We start from the raw sequence: 18,807 nt of genomic DNA, 5'->3' as shown, positions 1-18,807 counted from the left end.
CCGATTCGCCAACGGTAACCTTCGTTTGCCGCGAGCGGCACGCCAGAACGGACCACAGGGCGAGCGAAGCGCAGGCATTTCCAATAGAATGCCGCGATGCATGACGATCTCTCTCTCCTTCTGAATTCCCTCAACGATGCTCAGCGCCAGGCCGTGGCCGCGCCGCTGGGACGTCAACTGGTATTGGCTGGCGCTGGCTCGGGCAAGACCCGGGTACTGGTGCATCGCATCGCCTGGTTGCACCAGGTCGAGCGGGCATCATTGCACTCGATTCTTTCGGTGACCTTTACCAACAAGGCCGCTGCCGAGATGCGTCAGCGTATCGAGCAACTGCTGCACGTCAACCCGCAGGGCATGTGGGTCGGCACCTTCCATGGTCTGGCCCACCGCCTGCTGCGGGCGCACTGGCAGGAAGCGAAGCTGGCGCAGAACTTCCAGATTCTCGATTCCGACGACCAGCAGCGTCTGGTCAAGCGAGTGATCCGCGAACTCGGCCTCGATGAGCAGCGCTGGCCGGCACGCCAGGCGCAGTGGTGGATCAATGGGCAGAAAGACGAAGGCCTGCGCCCCAGGAATATCCAGGCCGGCGGCGACCTGTTCCTCGCCACTCAACTGAAGATCTACGAAGCCTACGAAGAAGCCTGCGCCCGCGCCGGCGTGATCGATTTCTCCGAGCTGCTGCTTCGTGCACTGGATCTGTGGCGCGATCATCCGGGCCTGCTGGAACACTATCAGCGACGCTTCCGCCACGTTCTGGTCGACGAATTCCAGGACACCAACGCCGTGCAGTACGCCTGGCTGCGCCTGTTGGCCAAGGGCGGCGAGAGCCTCATGGTGGTCGGTGACGACGACCAGTCGATCTACGGCTGGCGTGGCGCGCGCATTGAGAACCTGCACCAGTTCAGTCAAGACTTCCCGGATGCCGAAACCATCCGTCTGGAGCAGAACTACCGCTCCACCGCCTGCATCCTCAAGGCCGCCAACGCGCTAATCGCCAACAATCAGGGTCGTCTCGGCAAGGAGCTCTGGACTTCCGGTTGCGAGGGCGAGCCGATCAGCCTGTACGCCGCCTTCAACGAGCACGACGAAGCGCGCTATGTGGTCGAGAGCATCGAGAAGGCCATCCGCGACGGCATGAGCCGCAGCGAGATCGCCATTCTCTATCGATCCAACGCCCAGTCGCGGGTGCTGGAAGAAGCGCTGCTGCGCGAGAAGATTCCTTACCGTATCTATGGCGGCCAGCGCTTCTTCGAACGCGCCGAGATCAAGAACGCCATGGCCTACCTGCGCCTGATCCAGACCCGCGACAACGACGCGGCGCTGGAGCGGGTGATCAACGTGCCGGCGCGCGGCATCGGTGAGAAGACCGTCGAAGCACTGCGCCAGCTGGCGCGTGAGCAGGGCCTGTCGATGTGGGCGGCACTGCATCAGGCGGTCGGTACCAAGGCGGTTTCCGGCCGCGCTGCCAGCGCGCTGAACGGCTTCGTCGAGCTGGTCGACACCTTGGCGCTGAAGGTCGAAGGCATGCAGCTGCACAACATGGCGCAGCTGGTCATCGAGCAATCCGGGCTGCTTGCCTATCACCGCGACGAGAAAGGCGAGAAAGCCCAGGCGCGGGTAGAGAACCTCGAGGAACTGGTTTCTGCCGCGCGCGCCTTCGACAGCTACAGCGAAGAGGACGACGACGTCCAATCGCCGCTTGCCGCCTTCCTCGACCACGCCTCGCTGGAGGCCGGCGAACAGCAGGCCGGCGACCACGAGGACAGCGTGCAGCTGATGACCCTGCACAGCGCCAAGGGTCTGGAGTTCCCGCTGGTGTTCCTGGTCGGCATGGAAGAAGGCCTGTTCCCGCACAAGATGAGCCTGGAGGAATCCGGCCGTCTGGAAGAGGAACGCCGCCTGGCCTACGTCGGCATCACCCGCGCCATGCAGCAGCTGGTGATCACCTACGCCGAAACCCGCCGGCTCTACGGCAGCGAGACCTACAACAAGATCTCGCGCTTCGTCCGCGAAATACCGCCTGCGCTGGTGCAGGAAGTGCGCCTGAGCAACACGGTGACGCGCTCGTTCAGCGGCAAGAGCATGAGCGGCTCGTCACTGTTCGACGGCGCCGGCGTGCCAGAAACGCCGTTCAACCTTGGCCAGCGCGTGCGTCATTCGCTGTTCGGCGAAGGCACCATCCTCAACTTCGAAGGCTCCGGCGCCCAGGCCCGGGTGCAGGTGAATTTCGAAGACGAGGGCAGCAAATGGCTGATGCTCAGCTACGCAAAACTTGAAGCACTGTAGAGTTGACGCTAACGTCAACCCGTCATACCAACAAGCCATTCCTATAAGAAGAATCTTCCAAGGAAACCGACCCATGAAACGCCGCCATCTGTTCGGTGCTGCCGCTGCCTTGCTTGCTACCCTCGGCCTTGCCGGCTGCAATGACGACAAGAAAGTCGAAAACGGCCAACAAGCCGCCAGCGAACCCGCCAAAACCTACACCTGGAAAATGGTCACCGCCTGGCCGAAGAACTACCCGGGCCTGGGCACCGCCGCCGAGCGCCTGGCCGACCGCGTCAAAGTGATGAGCGACGGCCGCCTGACCATCAAGGTCTACGCTGCCGGCGAGCTGGTTCCGGCGCTGGAAGTGTTCGATGCCGTTTCCCGCGGCACCGCCGAACTGGGTCATGGCGCTGCCTATTACTGGAAGGGCAAGGTGCCCACCGCGCAATTCTTCACCTCCGTGCCGTTCGGCCTGTCGGCCATCGAGATGAATGCATGGCTGAGCAGAGGCGACGGCCAGAAATTCTGGGAAGAGGCCTATGCACCCTTCGGCGTGAAGCCGATGGTGGTCGGTAACACCGGCATGCAGATGGGCGGCTGGTACAACAAGGAAATCAATGCGCTGGGCGATCTGCGCGGGCTGAAGATCCGCATGCCGGGCCTCGGCGGCGAAGTGCTGGCGCGCCTCGGCGCGACCACCGTGAACCTGCCTGGCGGCGAAGTGTTCACCGCGTTGCAGACCGGCGCCATCGACGCCACCGACTGGGTCAGCCCGTACAACGACCTGGCCTTTGGTCTGCACAAGGCAGCCAAGTACTACTACTACCCAGGCTGGCAGGAGCCGCAAGCGGTGCTGGAGCTGCTGGTCAATCAAAAGGCGATGGATACCCTGCCCGCTGACCTGCAGGCGATCCTCACTGAGGCGACCCGCGCAGCCAGCCGCGACATGATGGACGACTACGTCTACAACAACGCCATGGCGCTGGAGCAGCTCAAGCAGCAGGGCGTGGAGCTCAAGCGCTTCCCTGACGAGGTGCTCGACGCCATGCAGGAACAATCGGAACTGGTACTCGGCGAGCTGGCCGCACAAAGCGAGCTGAACGGTCGCATCTGGGCGTCGATGAAGGCCTTCCAGGAGCAGGTCAAGCCGATGCACGAGATCTCCGAGAAGGAACTGTACAACTGGCGCTAAACCCGCTGCAGCACAGAACGGAGCCGTCAGGCTCCGTTTCCGCATCTTGCCCAGCGCTCACCCGGCGCGACCAACGGTCGCAAGCAAAAGCCGGTAACATACTGCCCCTGGCCAACCCCTGCCCGTCTCGGCAGGATGGCGCGCGTACTCCACTCTTTTCAGCGGGAACACTCAATGCAACGTGTGCTTAGCATTTTCATGGCGCTGTGTATCAGCCTGACCTTCGCGCTCGACGCCCACGCCAAGCGCTTCGGCGGCGGCAAGAGCTTCGGCTCGGCGCCGAGCCACCAAACTCGCCAGGCGCCCCAGCAGACCCAGGCCGCGCCGAATCAGGCAGGTCGTCAGACGCCCGCCGCCGCGAGCGGTGCTTCCCGCTGGCTCGGCCCACTGGCCGGTCTGGCCGCCGGTGGCCTGCTCGCTTCCATGTTCATGGGCGACGGCTTCGAGGGTATTCAGTTCATGGATATCCTGATCTTCGGCGCGATCGCGTTCCTGCTATTCCGCTTCCTCGCCGCACGCCGTCGCCAGCAGCAGCCAGCCATGGCCGGCCATGCGCCGATGCAGCGTGAAATGCCGCAGCAGCCGGCAAGCTCCATCTTCGGTGGCAGCGCCGCCCCGGTTGCCGCCGCTCCGGTGATCAACGCCCCGGCCTGGTTCAACGAGCAGAGCTTCGTCGCCGCAGCCCGCGAGCACTTCCTCTCGCTGCAGCAGCACTGGGACGCCAACGAGATGGACAAGATCGCCGAGTTCGTCACCCCGCAACTGCTGGGCTTCCTCAAGCAGGAGCGCGCCGAGATCGGTGATGCCTACCAAGCGACCTACATCGACGATCTGCAGATCCAACTCGACGGTGTCGACGACGATGCCGAGAAGACTACCGCCACCCTGACCTTCAACGGTGTATCGAAGACTTCGCGCTTCGACCAGGGCGAGCCGTTCAGCGAAAGCTGGCGCATGGAGCGTGCCCAGGGCGAGAACCAGCCATGGGTCGTCGCTGGTATCCGCCAGAACGCCTGATCAGCGTCGTGTAGAAATCTGGTCTGCCTTAGCGCAGTCTGCAGGCAAACCCCGCCATCTGGCGGGGTTTGTCGTTTCTGAGGGGCAAGTGGCGCAGTGCTGCGAGCCGCTCGGCGAAGCTGCTCTCCCCCATCACTCCTTGAGAAAGCCCAGCAGGTCGTTGTTGAAGCGCTCCTTGTGGGTGTCGGTCAGGCCATGCGGCGCGCCTGGGTAGACGATCAGCTTCGCGCCCTTGACCAGTGCCGCGGAGGCCTTGCCCGAGCTGTCCAGCGGCACGATCTGGTCATCGTCGCCGTGGATTACCAGCGTCGGTACGTCGAACTTCTTCAGGTCGCCGCGGAAGTCCGTGGCCGAGAAGGCGGCGATGGAGTCGTAGGTGTTCTTGTGCCCGGCCTGCAGACCCTGGGCGCGCCAGTTGTCGATCAGCCCCTGGGAAACCTTGGCACCCGGACGGTTGAAGCCGTAGAACGGACCGGAAGCAAGGTCGAGGTACAGCTGCGCGCGATCCTCCAGCGATGCCTTGCGAATGCCGTCGAAGACTTCCAGCGGCAGGCCACCCGGGTTATCCGCGGTTTTCAGCATCATCGGCGGCACAGCGCTGACCAGCACAGCCTTCTTTACCCGTTCGGTGCCGTGGCGGCCGATGTAGCGTGCCACCTCGCCGCCACCGGTGGAGAAGCCCACCAGCGTGACATCCTTCAGGTTGAGCGCTTCGATCACCGCTGCCAGGTCGTCGGCGTAGTGATCCATATCGTTGCCTTCCCACGGCTGGCTGGAGCGGCCATGACCGCGGCGGTCGTGAGCGACCACGCGATAGCCTTCGGATGCGAGGAACAGCATCTGCGATTCCCAGCTGTCCGAGTTGAGCGGCCAGCCGTGGCTGAAGGTGACCACCGGGCCGTCCTTCGGGCCCCAGTCCTTGTAGTACAGCTGCACGCCGTCGGCGGTAGTGATGGTGCTGGCAGTACGGGCACTGGTAATGCTGGATGTCGGTTGCGCTACTTGCTCCGGCTGTGCGGCGAAAACTGGCTGCATCGCGATGGCCAACAGCGGAAGGGTGAAGGTACGGATGATGGCATTCATGGCGGTTGTCTCCTGGGCGAATGTGAGGGCTGTGTGGATCAGTCGGCGATGATCAGCGTGACGTCGATGTTGCCGCGGGTGGCGTTGGAGTACGGGCAAACCACGTGGGCCTGGTTGACCAGCTCCTGCAACACGTCGCGGGCAATGCCGGGCGCGCTGATGGTCAGCTCGGCCTCGATGCCGAAACCGGTAGGGATCTGGCCGATGCCGACCTTCCCGGTGATGCGGGTGTCGGTGGGCAGTGCGACCTTCTGCTTGCCGGCGACGAACTTCAGCGCACCGAGAAAGCAGGCCGAGTAACCGGCGGCGAACAGCTGCTCCGGGTTAGTGCCGGGGCCGCCAGCACCACCCAGCTCACGCGGGGTGGAAAGCTGCACGTCGAGCGCTGCGTCAGAGGAGGTGGCCCGGCCTTCACGGCCCCCGGTAGCGGTTGCAGTGGCGGTGTAGAGGATTTTCTCGATGGTCATGGCTACGGTTCCTGTTCAGGTAGTGGCCAGGCGTTGTTGCCCGGTGAGCGCTATTCTGCTCACCACGAAAAACTATTGGTGACGTAAAATCCTGAAAACATGATCAGGAGTACGAATATGGCCGACAGGCTCGCCGCGCTGATGACGCACTTCCCGATGACCGCCCAGGTGTTCAACGCCGGGCCGCTGTGTGGCATCAACACGCTGCAAAGCGATGGCTTACACGGACAGCTGCATCTGGTGCGCAGCGGTGCCGTCGAGGTGCACTACGGCAGGGACAAGCTGCAGGTCGAACGCCCAAGCCTGCTGCTATTCCCGCGCCCGCTGACCCATCGTTTCGTTGTTGCCGCCGGACAGCAGGCAGATATGGTCTGCGCGAAGCTGTCGTTCGAGGGTGGCGCGAGCAATCCCATCGTGTCCGGGTTGGCGGATGTCGTCTGTCTCCCGCTGGCTGAGGTATGGGGCGCCGAGCCGGTGCTGACGCTGCTGTTCGAAGAAGCCTTTGAGCAGCGCTGTGGGCGCGTGGCAATGGTCGAACGACTGCTCGAAGTGGTGATGATCCAGGTATTGCGCCAGTTGATGGAAAGCGACGCGGTGCATGGCGGACTGCTCTCCGGGCTGGCACACCCGCGCCTGCGCAATGCCCTGGTGGCGATGCACGAGGCGCCGGCGCAGGACTGGACACTCGAAGAGCTGGCCGGCGTCGCGGGGATGTCGCGCAGCGTATTCGCCACGGCATTTCGCGAGGCGGTCGGCGCCACGCCGGGCCAGTATCTGCAGGGCTGGCGCGTACGGCTGGCGCAGAAGGCCCTGCGCCTAGGGCGCCCACTGAAAATGATCGCGCTCGAGGTCGGCTATGGCAGCGAAGCCGCGTTCTCCCGGGCGTTCAAGGCGCACTGCGGACAATCGCCGAGGGAGTGGAAAAAGCAGCTTTCAATAGCGGTGGAGGGCTGAAGCCTAGAAGGTCTGCTTTCCCTGTAGAAGGACGCCCAGGCCTCGCTATGCAGGCTCAGACGGAACGCCGGAATCAGCCCTTCACTTTCTACATTCTTGACTAAGCTCCTTAGCAGACGCCGGCAAAGCATCGGCGTACCAGCCTGAGAAGAAAGGAGAACACCGATGGATATGAACCGTCGACAGTTCTTCAAGGTCTGCGGTGTGGGCCTTGGGGCGTCGAGCATGGCGGCATTGGGCATGGCCCCGCCGTCGGCGTATGCCGAGTCGATCCGGCATTTCAAACTGACCAACACCCGTGAGACCCGCAACACCTGCCCCTACTGCTCCGTCGGTTGCGGGCTGATTCTCTACAGCCAGGGCAGCGGCGGCAAAAACGTTGCGCAGAACATCATCCACATCGAAGGCGACTCCGATCACCCGGTCAACCGCGGCACCCTCTGCCCGAAAGGTGCGGGCCTGCTCGACTTCGTCCACAGCCCCAACCGCCTGACCCATCCGGAAGTCCGCGAAGCCGGCACCAACGAGTGGAAGCGCATCGAGTGGAGCGACGCCCTCGACCGCATCGCCCGATTGATGAAGGACGACCGCGATGCCAACTTCATCGAGCGCAATGAACAGGGCCAAACGGTCAATCGCTGGCTGAGCACAGGTTTCCTCGCCGCCTCGGCGTCATCCAACGAGGCTGGCTATATCACCCACAAGGTGGTGCGTTCACTCGGCATTCTGGGATTCGACAACCAGGCACGTGTCTGACACGGCCCGACGGTGGCAAGTCTTGCCCCGACGTTTGGCCGTGGAGCCATGACCAATCACTGGAGCGATATCCAGAACGCTGATCTGATCCTCATCATGGGCGGCAATGCCGCCGAAGCGCACCCGTGCGGCTTCAAATGGGTTACCGAAGCCAAGGCGCGCAACAAGGCGCGGCTGGTGGTGGTCGATCCGCGCTTCACCCGCTCGGCGTCGGTGGCTGATTTCTACGCGCCGATCCGTACCGGCACCGACATCGCCTTCCTCGGTGGGTTGATCAACTACCTGCTGGAAAACGACAAGATCCAGCACGAGTACGTGGTCAATTACACCGACGTCTCGTTCATCGTCAAAGAAGGCTATGGCTTCGAAAACGGGCTGTTCAACGGCTACGATGCCGAGAAACGCGCCTACCCGGACAAGTCCAGCTGGAGCTACGAGCTCGATGAAGACGGCTTTGCCCGCGTCGACAAGAGCCTGACCCACCCACGCTGCGTCTACAACCTGCTCAAACAGCACTACAGCCGCTACACACCCGAAGTAGTCAGCAACATCTGCGGCACGCCGCAGGACAAGATGCTGCACGTCTGGGAAACCATTGCCGAAACCTCGGCGCCGGGCAAGGTCATGACCATCATGTATGCCCTCGGCTGGACCCAGCATTCGACCGGCTCGCAGATGATCCGCACCGGCGCCATGGTGCAGCTGCTGCTCGGCAACATCGGCATGCCCGGCGGTGGCATGAATGCCCTGCGCGGGCACTCCAACATCCAGGGCCTGACCGACCTGGGGCTGCTCTCCAACCTGCTACCGGGCTACATGACCCTGCCGCTCGACGCTGAACAGGACTACACCGCCTACATCGCCAAGCGCACCGCCAAGCCGCTACGGCCGGGGCAGCTGTCCTACTGGCAGCACTACGAGAAATTCCACGTCAGCCTGATGATGGCCTGGTACGGCAAGAACGCCACGGCGGAGAACAACTGGGGCTACGACTGGCTGCCGAAGCTGGATATCCCCGGCTACGACGTGCTCAAGGTGTTCGACATGATGTACCAGGGGCAGGTGAACGGTTATTTCTGCCAGGGCTTCAACCCCATCGCCTCGTTCCCCAACAAGGCCAAGGTCAGCGCCGCGCTGGCCAAGCTCAAGTACCTGGTGATCATGGATCCGCTGGCAACCGAAACGTCGGAGTTCTGGCGCAACGCCGGCGAATACAACGACGTTGACACCGCCAGCATCCAGACCACGGTGTTCCGCCTGCCGACCACCTGCTTCGCCGAAGAGGACGGCTCGCTGGTCAACAGCAGCCGCTGGCTGCAATGGCACTGGAAGGCCGCCGAGCCGCCAGGCCAGGCGCAGACCGACGTGGTGATCATGGGCGGGTTGTTCCATCGTCTGCGCGAAATGTATCGCAAGGAGGGCGGCGCCTACGCCGAACCGCTGCTCAACATCGACTGGGGCTATCGGCAGCCGGAAGAACCGAGCGCCGAGGAAATCGCCCAGGAGTACAACGGCAGGGCCCTGAGCGACGTCTTCGACCTGCAGACCGGCGCTCAGGTGGCCAAGGCCGGTGAACTGCTACCGGGCTTCGGCCTGCTGCGTGCCGACGGCACGACCTCCAGCGGCTGCTGGATCTGGTGCGGCTCCTGGACTCAGGCCGGCAACCAGATGGCCCGGCGCGACGACGCCGACCCCTACGGAATGGGCCAGACACTGGGCTGGGCCTGGGCCTGGCCGGCCAACCGCCGCATCCTCTACAACCGCGCTTCAGCCGACCCCGCAGGCAATCCGTGGGAGCCGCAGAAGAAGCGGCTGGTGTGGTGGGACGGCGGCAAATGGGGCGGTACCGACGTGCCGGACTTCAAGGTCGACTCGCGGCCCGAGGACGGCATGAACCCGTTCATCATGAACCCCGAAGGAGTGGCGCGGCTGTTCGCCGTGGACAAGATGAACGAGGGGCCATTCCCCGAGCATTATGAGCCGTTCGAGACGCCGATCGGGCGCAACCCGTTGCACCCGGGCAACGCACAGGCGATCAGCAACCCGGCAGCACGGGTGTTCAAGAACGACATGGAGCTGTTCGGCACCGCGGAGGACTTCCCCTACGCGGCCACCACCTATCGGCTGACCGAGCACTTCCACTTCTGGACCAAGCACTGCCGGCTCAACGCGATCACCCAGCCCGAGCAGTTCGTCGAGATCGGCGAAGTGCTGGCCAACGAGCTGGGCATCAAGGCTGGCGAGCGGGTCAAGGTGTCGTCCAACCGCGGCTATATCAAGGCGGTGGCGGTGGTGACCAAGCGCATCAAGCCGCTGACGGTGGACGGGCAGACGGTGCACCAGATCGGCATTCCGCTGCACTGGGGCTTCGCCGGGGTGGCGCGCAACGGCTACCTGACCAACACGCTGACGCCTTTCGTCGGTGACGCCAACACCCAGACGCCGGAGTTCAAGTCGTTCCTGGTCAACGTGGAGAAGGCATGATGGCTACTCAAGACGTGATTGCCCGCTCCGCCACGACCACCGAGCGGCCGTCTATCCGCGAGATCGGCGAGGTGGCGAAACTGATCGACGTCTCCAAGTGCATCGGCTGCAAGGCCTGCCAGGTGGCGTGTTCGGAATGGAACGACCTGCGTGATGAGGTCGGCACCAGCAACGGGACCTACGACAACCCGATCGACCTCACCGCCGAATCCTGGACGGTAATGAAGTTCGCCGAGTACGAGAACCCCGGCAGCGGCAATCTCGAATGGCTGATCCGCAAGGACGGCTGCATGCACTGCGCCGACCCTGGCTGCCTCAAGGCCTGCCCGGCGCCGGGGGCGATCGTGAAGTACGCCAACGGCATCGTCGACTTCAACCAGGACCACTGCATCGGCTGCGGCTACTGCATCACCGGCTGCCCGTTCGATATCCCGCGCATCTCCGAGAAGGACAAGAAGGCCTACAAGTGCACGCTCTGCTCCGACCGGGTTTCCGTCGGCCTTGAGCCGGCGTGCGTGAAGACCTGCCCCACCGGGGCGATCGTCTTCGGCAGCAAGGACGACATGAAAGAGCACGCCGCCGGGCGCATCGCCGACCTGAAGGAACGCGGTTTCGATCAGGCCGGTCTGTACGACCCCGATGGCGTCGGCGGTACGCACGTGATGTACGTGCTGCACCATGCCGATCAGCCGTCGCTGTACAGCGGCCTGCCGAACGAGCCGACCATCAGCCCGCTGGTCAGCCTGTGGAAAGGCGTGACCAAGCCGCTGGCCCTGCTGGGCATGGGCGCGGCGGTGCTGGCCGGCTTCTTCCACTACACGCGGGTCGGCCCGGTTCGCGTCGAGGAAGAGGACGAGAAGGCCGAACTCAGCGAGCCCGTGGTGCACCAGGTCGATCCCTCGGTGCATGTGGTCGACCCCAAGGAGCCGCGACCCTGAATCCGGCGGCCCCGTTCGCGGGGCCATCCTCGGAGTCGATCGCTCAAGGAGCCAACGATGAACAACAACGACATCGAACGCTACAACCCCTCGCAGCGAACCAATCACTGGATCGTTGCCATCCTCTTCGTCCTAGCCGCGCTGTCCGGCCTGGCATTGTTCCATCCGGCGCTGTTCGGCCTCTCCGGGCTGTTCGGCGGCGGCACCTGGACGCGCATCCTGCACCCCTTCATCGGGGTCGCGATGTTCGTCTTCTTCCTCTGGCTGGCGATCCGCTTTGCCGGGCATAACCGCATCGAAGCGCGCGACCGGCAGTGGCTCAGGCAGATCAACGACGTGGTGCACAACCGCGAAGACAAACTGCCGGAAGTCGGCCGCTACAACGCCGGGCAGAAGGTGCTGTTCTGGGTGCTGATCCTCAGCATGCTGGTGTTGCTGCTCAGCGGCATCGTCATCTGGCGCGAGTACTTCAGCAGCTTCTTCGGCATCGTCTCGCTGCGCTGGGCCAGCCTGCTGCATGCCATCGCCGCGTTCGTGCTGATCGTCAGCATCATCGTGCACATCTACGCCGCCATCTGGCTCAAGGGCTCGATGGGCGCCATGCTTTACGGCACCGTCAGCCGCGCATGGGCCCGCAAGCACCACCCCGCCTGGTATCGGGAGATCACCGAGCGCAAATAAGCGGCACCGCTGTTCAACTGAAGATTCCCGAGCACCCGCGCGGGAATCTTCAGCCCCACGCACCATCGAAAGCCGAGCGACAGCCGATGACGGACTATGCTGTTCGGCACAACCCCAAGAAAAGGAGTCCTGCGTGGCAGGCACCATTCTCGAGCCCGGGCAGATCGAAGCTGCTGCCTGCAAACCACCCTTCATCAACCTGCCGCCGCGCGATCTGTTCGCCCTGCGCAGCGCGCGCCTGACAAAGCTCGCAGAAGGCCATCCGTTCGCCGACTACCTGCGCCTGCTGGCGGCGGTGTGCCAGGCGCAACAGCAGGTGCTGGACAACCCGCCGTCAATGGCGCCGCTGGACGAACACCGCACCCGCGAAAGTCTCAAACACAACCTGCCGCCACTGGCTGCCGATACCCTGGTACGCGACGACGCCTGGCTGACGATGCTGGATGCCTGGCTGGAAGCCTTCGTGGTGCCGGAAAACCCGGCGGTAGTCGCTGCCATCGAGCAACTGCGCGAGGCCGAGAGCGGCCAGCGCAAGGCCTGGGCCGTGGCACTGGTCAGCGGCCAGTACGACAGCCTGCCGCCGGCCCTGGTGCCCTTTCTTGGCGCCGCGCTGCAACTGGCCTGGAGCCACTGGCTGCTGCAACTGGACCTCACCACCCTGCGCGAACGCGAAGACCAGACCCTCTGCCCCTGCTGCGGTGCGCCGCCCATGGCCGGCATCATCCGCCACCGCGGCCAGCTCAACGGCCTGCGTTATCTGGTCTGCTCGCTGTGCGCCTGCGAGTGGCATTACGTGCGCGTCAAATGCAGCCTCTGCCGCAGCACCAAAAAGCTCGACTACCTGCACTTCGAGGGCTCGCCCCAGGGCATCAAGGCCGAGGTCTGCCCCGAGTGCAACGGCTACCTCAAGCAGCTCTATCTGGACCTGGCCCCGGATGGCGAAAGCCTCTCCGCCGACCTCGCCACCCTCGACCTGGACCTGCTGCTGGCCGAGCAGGGCTTTCAGCGTCAGGCGCCCAATCTGCTGCTGGCACCGGGGGGCGATGCATGAGCAGCAGTCACCTGCCCTCGGTCGACAAGCTGCTGCGCGATCCGGCCTGTCAGCCGCTGCAGCAGCGTTACGGCCGCCAGGCATTGCTGAGCACCCTGCGCGATCTGCTCGATGAATTGCGCGAGCCCGCTCGTCACGGCCAGCTGGCTGCACTGGAACTGTCCGAGGCAGTGCTCGCCGGACGCGCCGGCGAACGCCTGGCCAACCAGCACAAGAGCCGCGTGCGCCGCGTGTTCAACCTCACCGGCACGGTGCTGCACACCAACCTCGGCCGCGCCCTGTTGCCGGATGAAGCCATCGAAGCGATCACCCTTGCCGCGCGTTACCCACTCAATCTGGAATTCGATCTCGCCACCGGCAAGCGCGGCGATCGCGACGACCTTATCGAAGGACTGATCCGCGAGCTGACCGGCGCCGAGGCGGTCACCGTGGTCAACAACAATGCCGCCGCCGTGCTGCTGGCCTTGAACAGCCTCGGCGCACGCAAGGAAGGCATCATTTCCCGCGGTGAGCTGATCGAGATCGGCGGCGCCTTCCGCATCCCCGACATCATGGCCCGCGCCGGCGTGAAGCTGCATGAGGTCGGTACCACCAACCGCACCCACGCCAAAGACTACGAAGCGGCGATCAACCCGCGCTCGGGTCTGCTGATGCGCGTGCATACCAGCAACTACAGCGTGCAGGGTTTCACTGCCAGCGTCGCCACCGCCGAACTGGCGCGCATCGCCCATGCCCACGACTTGCCGCTCCTGGAAGACCTTGGCAGCGGCAGCCTGCTCGACCTCTCCCGCTGGGGCCTGCCGAAAGAGCCGACGGTGCAGGAAGCGCTGCGCGACGGCGCCGACATCGTCACCTTCAGCGGCGACAAGCTGCTCGGCGGCCCGCAGGCCGGGCTGATCGTCGGCAGCAAGGCACTGATCCAGAAGATCAAGAAGAACCCGCTCAAGCGCGCCCTGCGCGTCGACAAGCTAACCCTCGCCGCGCTGGAAGCGGTGCTCAACCTCTATCGCGACCCCGACCGCCTCGCCGAACGCCTCACCAGCCTGCGCCTGCTCAGTCGCCCGCAGACGGAGATCCGTAGCCAGGCCGACCGCATCGCCCCGGCGTTTGCCGCCGTGCTGGGTGAAACCTGGCAAGTCGCCGTAACCGATGCCCTGGGCATGATCGGCAGCGGCGCGCAGCCGGTGGCACGCCTGCCCAGCGCCGCGCTATGCATCCGCCCGCAGCAGCCGAAACGCCTGCGCGGCCGCAGCCTGCGCCAGCTAGAAGAAGCCCTGCGCTGCCTGCCGATTCCTGTGCTCGGGCGCATCGATGACGACGCCCTCTGGCTCGACCTGCGACAGCTCGACGACGAACCGGCATTCCTCCAGCAACTGGCGCACCTGCAAGAGGAGCTGGCCCGTTGATCGTCGGTACCGCCGGCCATATCGACCATGGCAAGACCGCGCTGCTCCACGCCCTCACCGGGCAACAAGGCGACCGCCGCCGCGAGGAGCGCGAGCGTGGCATCACCATCGATCTCGGCTACCTCTACGCCGACCTCGGCGAAGGCAGCCTCACCGGTTTTATCGACGTGCCAGGCCACGAGCGCTTCGTGCACAACATGCTGGCCGGCGCCAGCGGCATCGACTGCGTGCTGCTGGTGGTCGCCGCTGACGATGGCGTCATGCCGCAGACCCGCGAACACCTGGCCATCGTCGAACTGCTTGGCATCCGTCGCGCGCTAGTAGCGCTGACCAAGATCGACCGCGTCGAGCCGGCCCGAATCGCCGAAGTTGAGCAGCAGATCGAAGCCCTGCTGGCCGCCGGGCCGTTGGCCGGCGCGCCGATCTTTCCGGTTTCCAGCATCCGCGGCGATGGCATCGACGCCCTGCGCACCGCGCTGATCGAAGAAGCCGCGCGCACCGCCGCACGCGGCGACAGCGGCCACTTCCGCCTGGCCATCGACCGCGCCTTCAGCGTCACCGGCGCCGGTGTGGTGGTCACCGGCACCGCCTTTGCCGGGCGCGTGCGAATCGGCGACGAACTGCTGCTCGGCCCCACCGGCAAACGCGTGCGCGTCCGCGGCCTGCACGCGCAGAACCGCGAAGCGGGCGAAGCCCATGCCGGCCAGCGCGTGGCCTTGAATCTTGCCGGCGAGCGGCTGGCAGTGGAGCAGATCCATCGCGGCGACTGGCTGCTGCACCCACTGCTGCATGCACCCACCCAACGCATCGATATCGACTTCCAGCTGCTGCCCGGCGAAGCCCACGAGCTCAAGCACTGGACGCCGGTGCACGTACACCTCGGCGCCCAGGACGTCACCGCCCGCGTCGCCCTGCTCGAAGGCACGAGTCTAGCGCCGGGCGAACGCGCCTTCGCCCAGCTACTGCTCAACGCACCGAGCCACGCGGTACATGGCGACCGCATCGTCCTTCGCGATCAGTCCGCCCAGCGCACCCTTGGCGGCGGCCGTGTGCTCGACCCGTACGCACCACCGCGTAACCGCCGCCGCGCCGCACGGCTGGAACAACTTCGCGCCCTCGACCAGCCGAGCCTGGAGCAGGCATTGCCGCCGCTGCTCGCCAGCGCCACCAACGGCATCGACCCGCAAAGCCTGGAACGCCAGTTCAACCGCCCGCGCGATGGCTGGCAGCTGCCGCACGGCGTACTGGAAGTCGGCACGCGATTGGGGCCACGGCTTTTCGATCAAGCCCGCTGGGACGAACTCGAAGCCACCCTGCTCGCCGCCCTGCAACGCTTTCACGAAGAACAACCCGACGAACTCGGCCCCGACCGCGACCGCCTGCGTCGCTACGCCGTGTCGCAGCTAGAGCGGCCGGTATTTATCGCCCTACTGGAGCAGGCGCTGGCCGCCGGCCGCATCGAAACCAGCGGCCCCTGGCTGCACCACCCCGATCACCGGGTGCGCCTGAGCGATGCGGAAGAAGGGTTGAAGGAACGCCTGTGGCCACTGCTCGAAGCCGGCCAGTTCGACCCACCCTGGGTCCGCGACCTGGCCCGCGACCTCGGCGTCGACGAAACACAGATGCGCAACCTGCTACGCAAGCTCGCCCGCCTCGGCCTGCTGCAACAGGTGGTGAAAGATTTGTTCTACCCCGAGTTCACCATTCGCCAACTCGTGGGGCATGTACTGCGACTGGAAGCACAAAGCGGCGTGATCCGCGCCGCCGCCTTCCGCGACCGCATCCAGCTCGGCCGCAAACGCAGCATCCAGCTGCTCGAACACTTCGACCGTATCGGCCTCACCCGCCGCTTCGGCAACGAACGCAAAGTCCGCCAGGACAGTGCCTTGGCGATCCGGTCAGGCCTGGGGTAGGCTGGACACCGCCCCTTTCTCACATCAAGACCAGATAAGGAAGGCAATCGCACCCGGTGGTGCGGCCGGGCTTCAACCCCGGTTGGGGACGGCAGCCGTTCCCGGGTGAGTTCGACTCTCACTGCCTTCCGCCAAATTCTCTTCTGGAGGCCCCGGTTTATGGGGCTTCCAGCGCTCTCCCCGGTTCCGCTTCGGCTTGGGTGTCGAAGAAGTGTCGAAAACCCCGAATCGGGCCGAGCTTGATCACATCCTTCAGGTAGTCCGGCGCGAGGTGTGCGTAGCGCATCGTCATGTTCAGCGAGGCGTGGCCGAGGACTTTTTGCAGGGTGAGGATGTTGCCGCCGTTCATCATGAAGTGAGAGGCGAAGGTGTGTCGAAGAACGTGCGTCTTCTGGCCGACCGGTAGCTTCAGGCCAGACATTTTCACCGCGTAGTCGAAGCTGTCGCGACAGTTGGTGAACAGGCCGTGTTCCTGGAAGTGCTGGTGAATGCGGTCATGCAATGCCTGATCGATCGGCACGGAGCGTCGGCGCTTGCCCTTGGTGTTCACGAACAGTACGTGCCCATCCCTCACCCGTTCCGGCCTGAGCGCTTGTGCTTCTCCCCAACGGCAGCCCGTAGCGAGGCACACGGTGGCGACCATGTACGTGTGAGGCGTGCGGCAGTGCTCCTGGATGGCGCGAAACAGACGGTCGATATGGGCATCACTCAGGTACGTCAGTTCCCGTTCCTGGAGCTTGAGCGGCTTTACCGAGGCCAGCGGGTTTTCATAGTCGATCTCGCCAAGCTGGCGCAGCACGTTGAACACCGAGCACAGGTAGCCGAACTGGATGTTCACCGTCTTGCCGCTGATGCCGGAGGCGAGTCGTGCAGCACGGTAGGCCGTATACATCGCGCCAGTCAGTTGGCTGGCCACCGGGTTGCCCATTTCGCGGGCCATGCGGTTCAGTACCAGCTCGGTGCGGTGAATGTCGCTCAGGCCATGCCCGTGCAGCAATCGCCAACGTCCGATCAGCTCTAGCAGTTTGCGCCGGTCCCTGGGCTTAGGCGTCCAGTCTGGCTTGTCGATCACCTTGGCACGACAGGTCGCCTCGAATCGCAACGCCTCGGCCTTGGTCTTCACCGTCTTGCGAAAGCGCCTGCCCTTCACCGGCTCTACATCGACCTTCCAGCGGCCATCCGGTAGTTGCTCAATCGCCATGGCCATCACCGCCTTGGCCGGGAGCAGTTACGGCAGTCTGTTTGGCTTGTTTGTGTGTCTGACAAACAAACATCAGATCGCCCTGCCCCACCTCACATGCCGCTCCTCGAGCAGGTTCTTGATGTGCTTGTACAGATCCCGCTCGCTCATGTCCTTGGCGGCGTAGTGGTCGCGGATGACCGGCCAGCAATCCCATTGCTTTAGGGTCTCGAATGCCTTCTTAGCGCCCACTCGCTCCCTTGCCAGCAGGCTTACGAAGTTTCCCAGGAATAGTTCCACGTTCTTGCCGGAGAAGCCTCGAGAGGTCTTGTAGTACCGCTTGTACTCGGTTTCATCGACCAGGGAGTCCACTGGCAGATCAACCCGTGCGTCTTCGCGCAGCAGCGTCCAGATGGGTTCGAAGTAGCCGGGCCGGGCGAGCAGCTTGAATTGACTCATGCCGTAGCGCCACAGGCCTTCCAGATGGGCCGAGAAGGCGGCAAAGGAGTCTGTATCGATGGCTTGGCCAGTCTTCACGTCGGTCGAGCCGCTGGCGAACTGCTGGATGACCGAGTGGTGATAACGCAGCTCAACGCGCCACACGTCCTGGGCTGGGTTGTAGTTTTCCGGGTCTTTCGCATCGAACGAATCACGGCGACGCCAGACGCTTTCCCAATAGTCGAGCTTGTCACTCGCACGGGCTTGCAGCGTCTTGTTGTAGATCCCGAGCTGTACGCCACCGGCAGAGCCGAACAGGAAGGATTGGCCCTTGCCGTAGGTCGCCGCCTCCATGGTCCACTGGATCTCCTTGATGCCCGAGATATCGCGGTTGGCCCGTGCGCGGCAGTGCATGCGGCCCGTCAGGTCAGCCGGAGGCGTCCAACCTTGCAGATCCAGGGCGAGGTGAACGGCACACTGGTTGCGCTCCCGGTGGGTCATCACAGCGGCAGCGTAGTAGTCCATGCGTTCCTGGAGCCGTTCCGGCGACAGCGCGTCGATGGCGTGCGGTGACACCTCGATTTTCAAGTGCGGGCCGATCTGTTCCAGCTTGGCGTTGAAGTTCTTGATCAGCAGGATGAACCCAAGGTCCGCGTTCTGGAGTTTGTACTGGTAGCCCGAGTCCCGCCCCACTCGCCCGGCGTGCCAGATCTCCCCGGCAAACTCGACCATCGCGCCCGGCTTCTCGAATAGCGCCATGATTTCGGGGCGGATCAGCCCGCGGTACAGCTGACGGACCGTATCCACGCCGCAGCGCAGCAAACGGACCTTGGACAGATCGACGAATGCCGCCGTGCTGGGATCGACGAACAAACGCCCGTTGCGATCTTCACGGGCAAGCATGTCTAGGCGGAGAAAATCTTTTGGCTTGGACATTTGGTTTTACTTCCTAATGCTGACTAATGCGGTAATTCATCTG

General features: G+C 64.2%; 14 protein-coding genes and 1 tRNA gene. 11 read left to right on the top strand and 4 right to left on the bottom strand.

Translation table 11 applies throughout. The features are described 5' to 3' along the window. The first annotated feature begins 96 nt into the window (after positions 1–96). The 3 genes from uvrD to CXK91_RS08005 all read left to right on the top strand — a co-directional run bounded on the left by uvrD (position 97) and on the right by CXK91_RS08005 (position 4,477). Positions 97–2,286 carry a DNA helicase II gene (gene uvrD / locus CXK91_RS08015; RefSeq protein ID WP_103455643.1) on the top strand — a complete coding sequence of 730 codons (2,190 nt, stop codon included), beginning with the start codon at positions 97–99 and terminating at the stop codon, positions 2,284–2,286. Between the two features lie 73 nt (positions 2,287–2,359). After that, entirely contained in the window at positions 2,360–3,460 is a 1,101-nt protein-coding gene (locus tag CXK91_RS08010) for a TRAP transporter substrate-binding protein (RefSeq protein WP_103455642.1), read from the top strand. Positions 3,461–3,634: 174 nt separating this feature from the next. Then, the gene (locus CXK91_RS08005) at positions 3,635–4,477 is read left to right on the top strand and encodes a Tim44 domain-containing protein (protein ID WP_102820329.1); all 843 of its coding nucleotides are present in this window, start codon (positions 3,635–3,637) and stop codon (positions 4,475–4,477) included. 132 nt (positions 4,478–4,609) lie between these two features. Here CXK91_RS08005 and CXK91_RS08000 read toward each other — a convergent pair whose 3' ends face one another. Together CXK91_RS08000 and CXK91_RS07995 are read right to left on the bottom strand one after the other, a co-directional pair. Next, positions 4,610–5,560 (bottom strand): alpha/beta fold hydrolase, encoded by a 951-nt coding sequence (locus tag CXK91_RS08000; RefSeq protein ID WP_103455641.1) that lies wholly within the window; start codon positions 5,558–5,560, stop codon positions 4,610–4,612. Between the two features lie 38 nt (positions 5,561–5,598). Continuing rightward, the gene (locus CXK91_RS07995) at positions 5,599–6,027 is read right to left on the bottom strand and encodes an organic hydroperoxide resistance protein (protein ID WP_103455640.1); all 429 of its coding nucleotides are present in this window, start codon (positions 6,025–6,027) and stop codon (positions 5,599–5,601) included. Between the two features lie 117 nt (positions 6,028–6,144). On the opposite strand from CXK91_RS07995, the gene CXK91_RS07990 reads away from it, so the two are divergent. The 8 genes from CXK91_RS07990 to CXK91_RS07955 all read left to right on the top strand — a co-directional run bounded on the left by CXK91_RS07990 (position 6,145) and on the right by CXK91_RS07955 (position 16,344). Beyond that, a complete protein-coding gene (locus CXK91_RS07990) occupies positions 6,145–6,981 on the top strand; it encodes an AraC family transcriptional regulator (RefSeq protein WP_103455639.1) in 837 nt (278 codons plus the stop codon). A 165-nt stretch (positions 6,982–7,146) separates the two neighbouring features. Next, positions 7,147–10,221 (top strand): formate dehydrogenase-N subunit alpha, encoded by a 3,075-nt coding sequence (gene fdnG, locus CXK91_RS07985; protein WP_103455638.1) that lies wholly within the window; start codon positions 7,147–7,149, stop codon positions 10,219–10,221. Next, the gene (gene fdxH / locus CXK91_RS07980; RefSeq protein ID WP_103455637.1) at positions 10,221–11,159 is read left to right on the top strand and encodes a formate dehydrogenase subunit beta; all 939 of its coding nucleotides are present in this window, start codon (positions 10,221–10,223) and stop codon (positions 11,157–11,159) included. The genes fdnG and fdxH overlap by 1 nt, the downstream gene beginning before the upstream one ends. A gap of 57 nt (positions 11,160–11,216) precedes the next feature. After that, entirely contained in the window at positions 11,217–11,840 is a 624-nt protein-coding gene (locus CXK91_RS07975) for a formate dehydrogenase subunit gamma (protein ID WP_103455636.1), read from the top strand. A 133-nt stretch (positions 11,841–11,973) separates the two neighbouring features. Continuing rightward, a complete protein-coding gene (gene fdhE / locus CXK91_RS07970) occupies positions 11,974–12,891 on the top strand; it encodes a formate dehydrogenase accessory protein FdhE (protein WP_103455635.1) in 918 nt (305 codons plus the stop codon). Further along, positions 12,888–14,297 carry an L-seryl-tRNA(Sec) selenium transferase gene (gene selA / locus CXK91_RS07965; RefSeq protein ID WP_103455634.1) on the top strand — a complete coding sequence of 470 codons (1,410 nt, stop codon included), beginning with the start codon at positions 12,888–12,890 and terminating at the stop codon, positions 14,295–14,297. The genes fdhE and selA overlap by 4 nt, the downstream gene beginning before the upstream one ends. Then, positions 14,294–16,210, top strand: a complete 1,917-nt coding sequence (selB, locus tag CXK91_RS07960) for a selenocysteine-specific translation elongation factor (RefSeq protein WP_103455633.1) — start codon at positions 14,294–14,296, stop codon at positions 16,208–16,210. The genes selA and selB overlap by 4 nt, the downstream gene beginning before the upstream one ends. A gap of 38 nt (positions 16,211–16,248) precedes the next feature. Next, a tRNA-Sec gene (locus CXK91_RS07955) sits at positions 16,249–16,344 on the top strand. 23 nt (positions 16,345–16,367) lie between these two features. On the opposite strand, the gene CXK91_RS07950 is transcribed toward CXK91_RS07955, so the two are convergent. Together CXK91_RS07950 and CXK91_RS07945 are read right to left on the bottom strand one after the other, a co-directional pair. Next, the gene (locus CXK91_RS07950) at positions 16,368–17,411 is read right to left on the bottom strand and encodes a phage integrase (protein WP_103455632.1); all 1,044 of its coding nucleotides are present in this window, start codon (positions 17,409–17,411) and stop codon (positions 16,368–16,370) included. 72 nt (positions 17,412–17,483) lie between these two features. After that, positions 17,484–18,764 carry a hypothetical protein gene (locus CXK91_RS07945; RefSeq protein ID WP_103455631.1) on the bottom strand — a complete coding sequence of 427 codons (1,281 nt, stop codon included), beginning with the start codon at positions 18,762–18,764 and terminating at the stop codon, positions 17,484–17,486. Positions 18,765–18,807: the final 43 nt, after the last annotated feature.

Source organism: Stutzerimonas stutzeri, from assembly GCF_002909485.1.
Classification (GTDB): Bacteria; Pseudomonadota; Gammaproteobacteria; order Pseudomonadales; family Pseudomonadaceae; genus Stutzerimonas; species Stutzerimonas stutzeri_AH.
This window is presented reverse-complemented; position numbering and strand designations above follow the sequence as displayed.

Coding starts and splice junctions, on each gene's coding strand:
- CXK91_RS07950 (WP_103455632.1), bottom strand. CDS start 17,411: ATGGCGATTGAGCAACTACCGGATGGCCGCTGGAAGGTCGATGTAGAG.
- CXK91_RS07990 (WP_103455639.1), top strand. CDS start 6,145: ATGGCCGACAGGCTCGCCGCGCTGATGACGCACTTCCCGATGACCGCC.
- uvrD (WP_103455643.1), top strand. CDS start 97: ATGCATGACGATCTCTCTCTCCTTCTGAATTCCCTCAACGATGCTCAG.
- selA (WP_103455634.1), top strand. CDS start 12,888: ATGAGCAGCAGTCACCTGCCCTCGGTCGACAAGCTGCTGCGCGATCCG.
- fdxH (WP_103455637.1), top strand. CDS start 10,221: ATGGCTACTCAAGACGTGATTGCCCGCTCCGCCACGACCACCGAGCGG.
- CXK91_RS07995 (WP_103455640.1), bottom strand. CDS start 6,027: ATGACCATCGAGAAAATCCTCTACACCGCCACTGCAACCGCTACCGGG.
- CXK91_RS08010 (WP_103455642.1), top strand. CDS start 2,360: ATGAAACGCCGCCATCTGTTCGGTGCTGCCGCTGCCTTGCTTGCTACC.
- CXK91_RS08005 (WP_102820329.1), top strand. CDS start 3,635: ATGCAACGTGTGCTTAGCATTTTCATGGCGCTGTGTATCAGCCTGACC.
- CXK91_RS08000 (WP_103455641.1), bottom strand. CDS start 5,560: ATGAATGCCATCATCCGTACCTTCACCCTTCCGCTGTTGGCCATCGCG.
- CXK91_RS07975 (WP_103455636.1), top strand. CDS start 11,217: ATGAACAACAACGACATCGAACGCTACAACCCCTCGCAGCGAACCAAT.
- CXK91_RS07945 (WP_103455631.1), bottom strand. CDS start 18,764: ATGTCCAAGCCAAAAGATTTTCTCCGCCTAGACATGCTTGCCCGTGAA.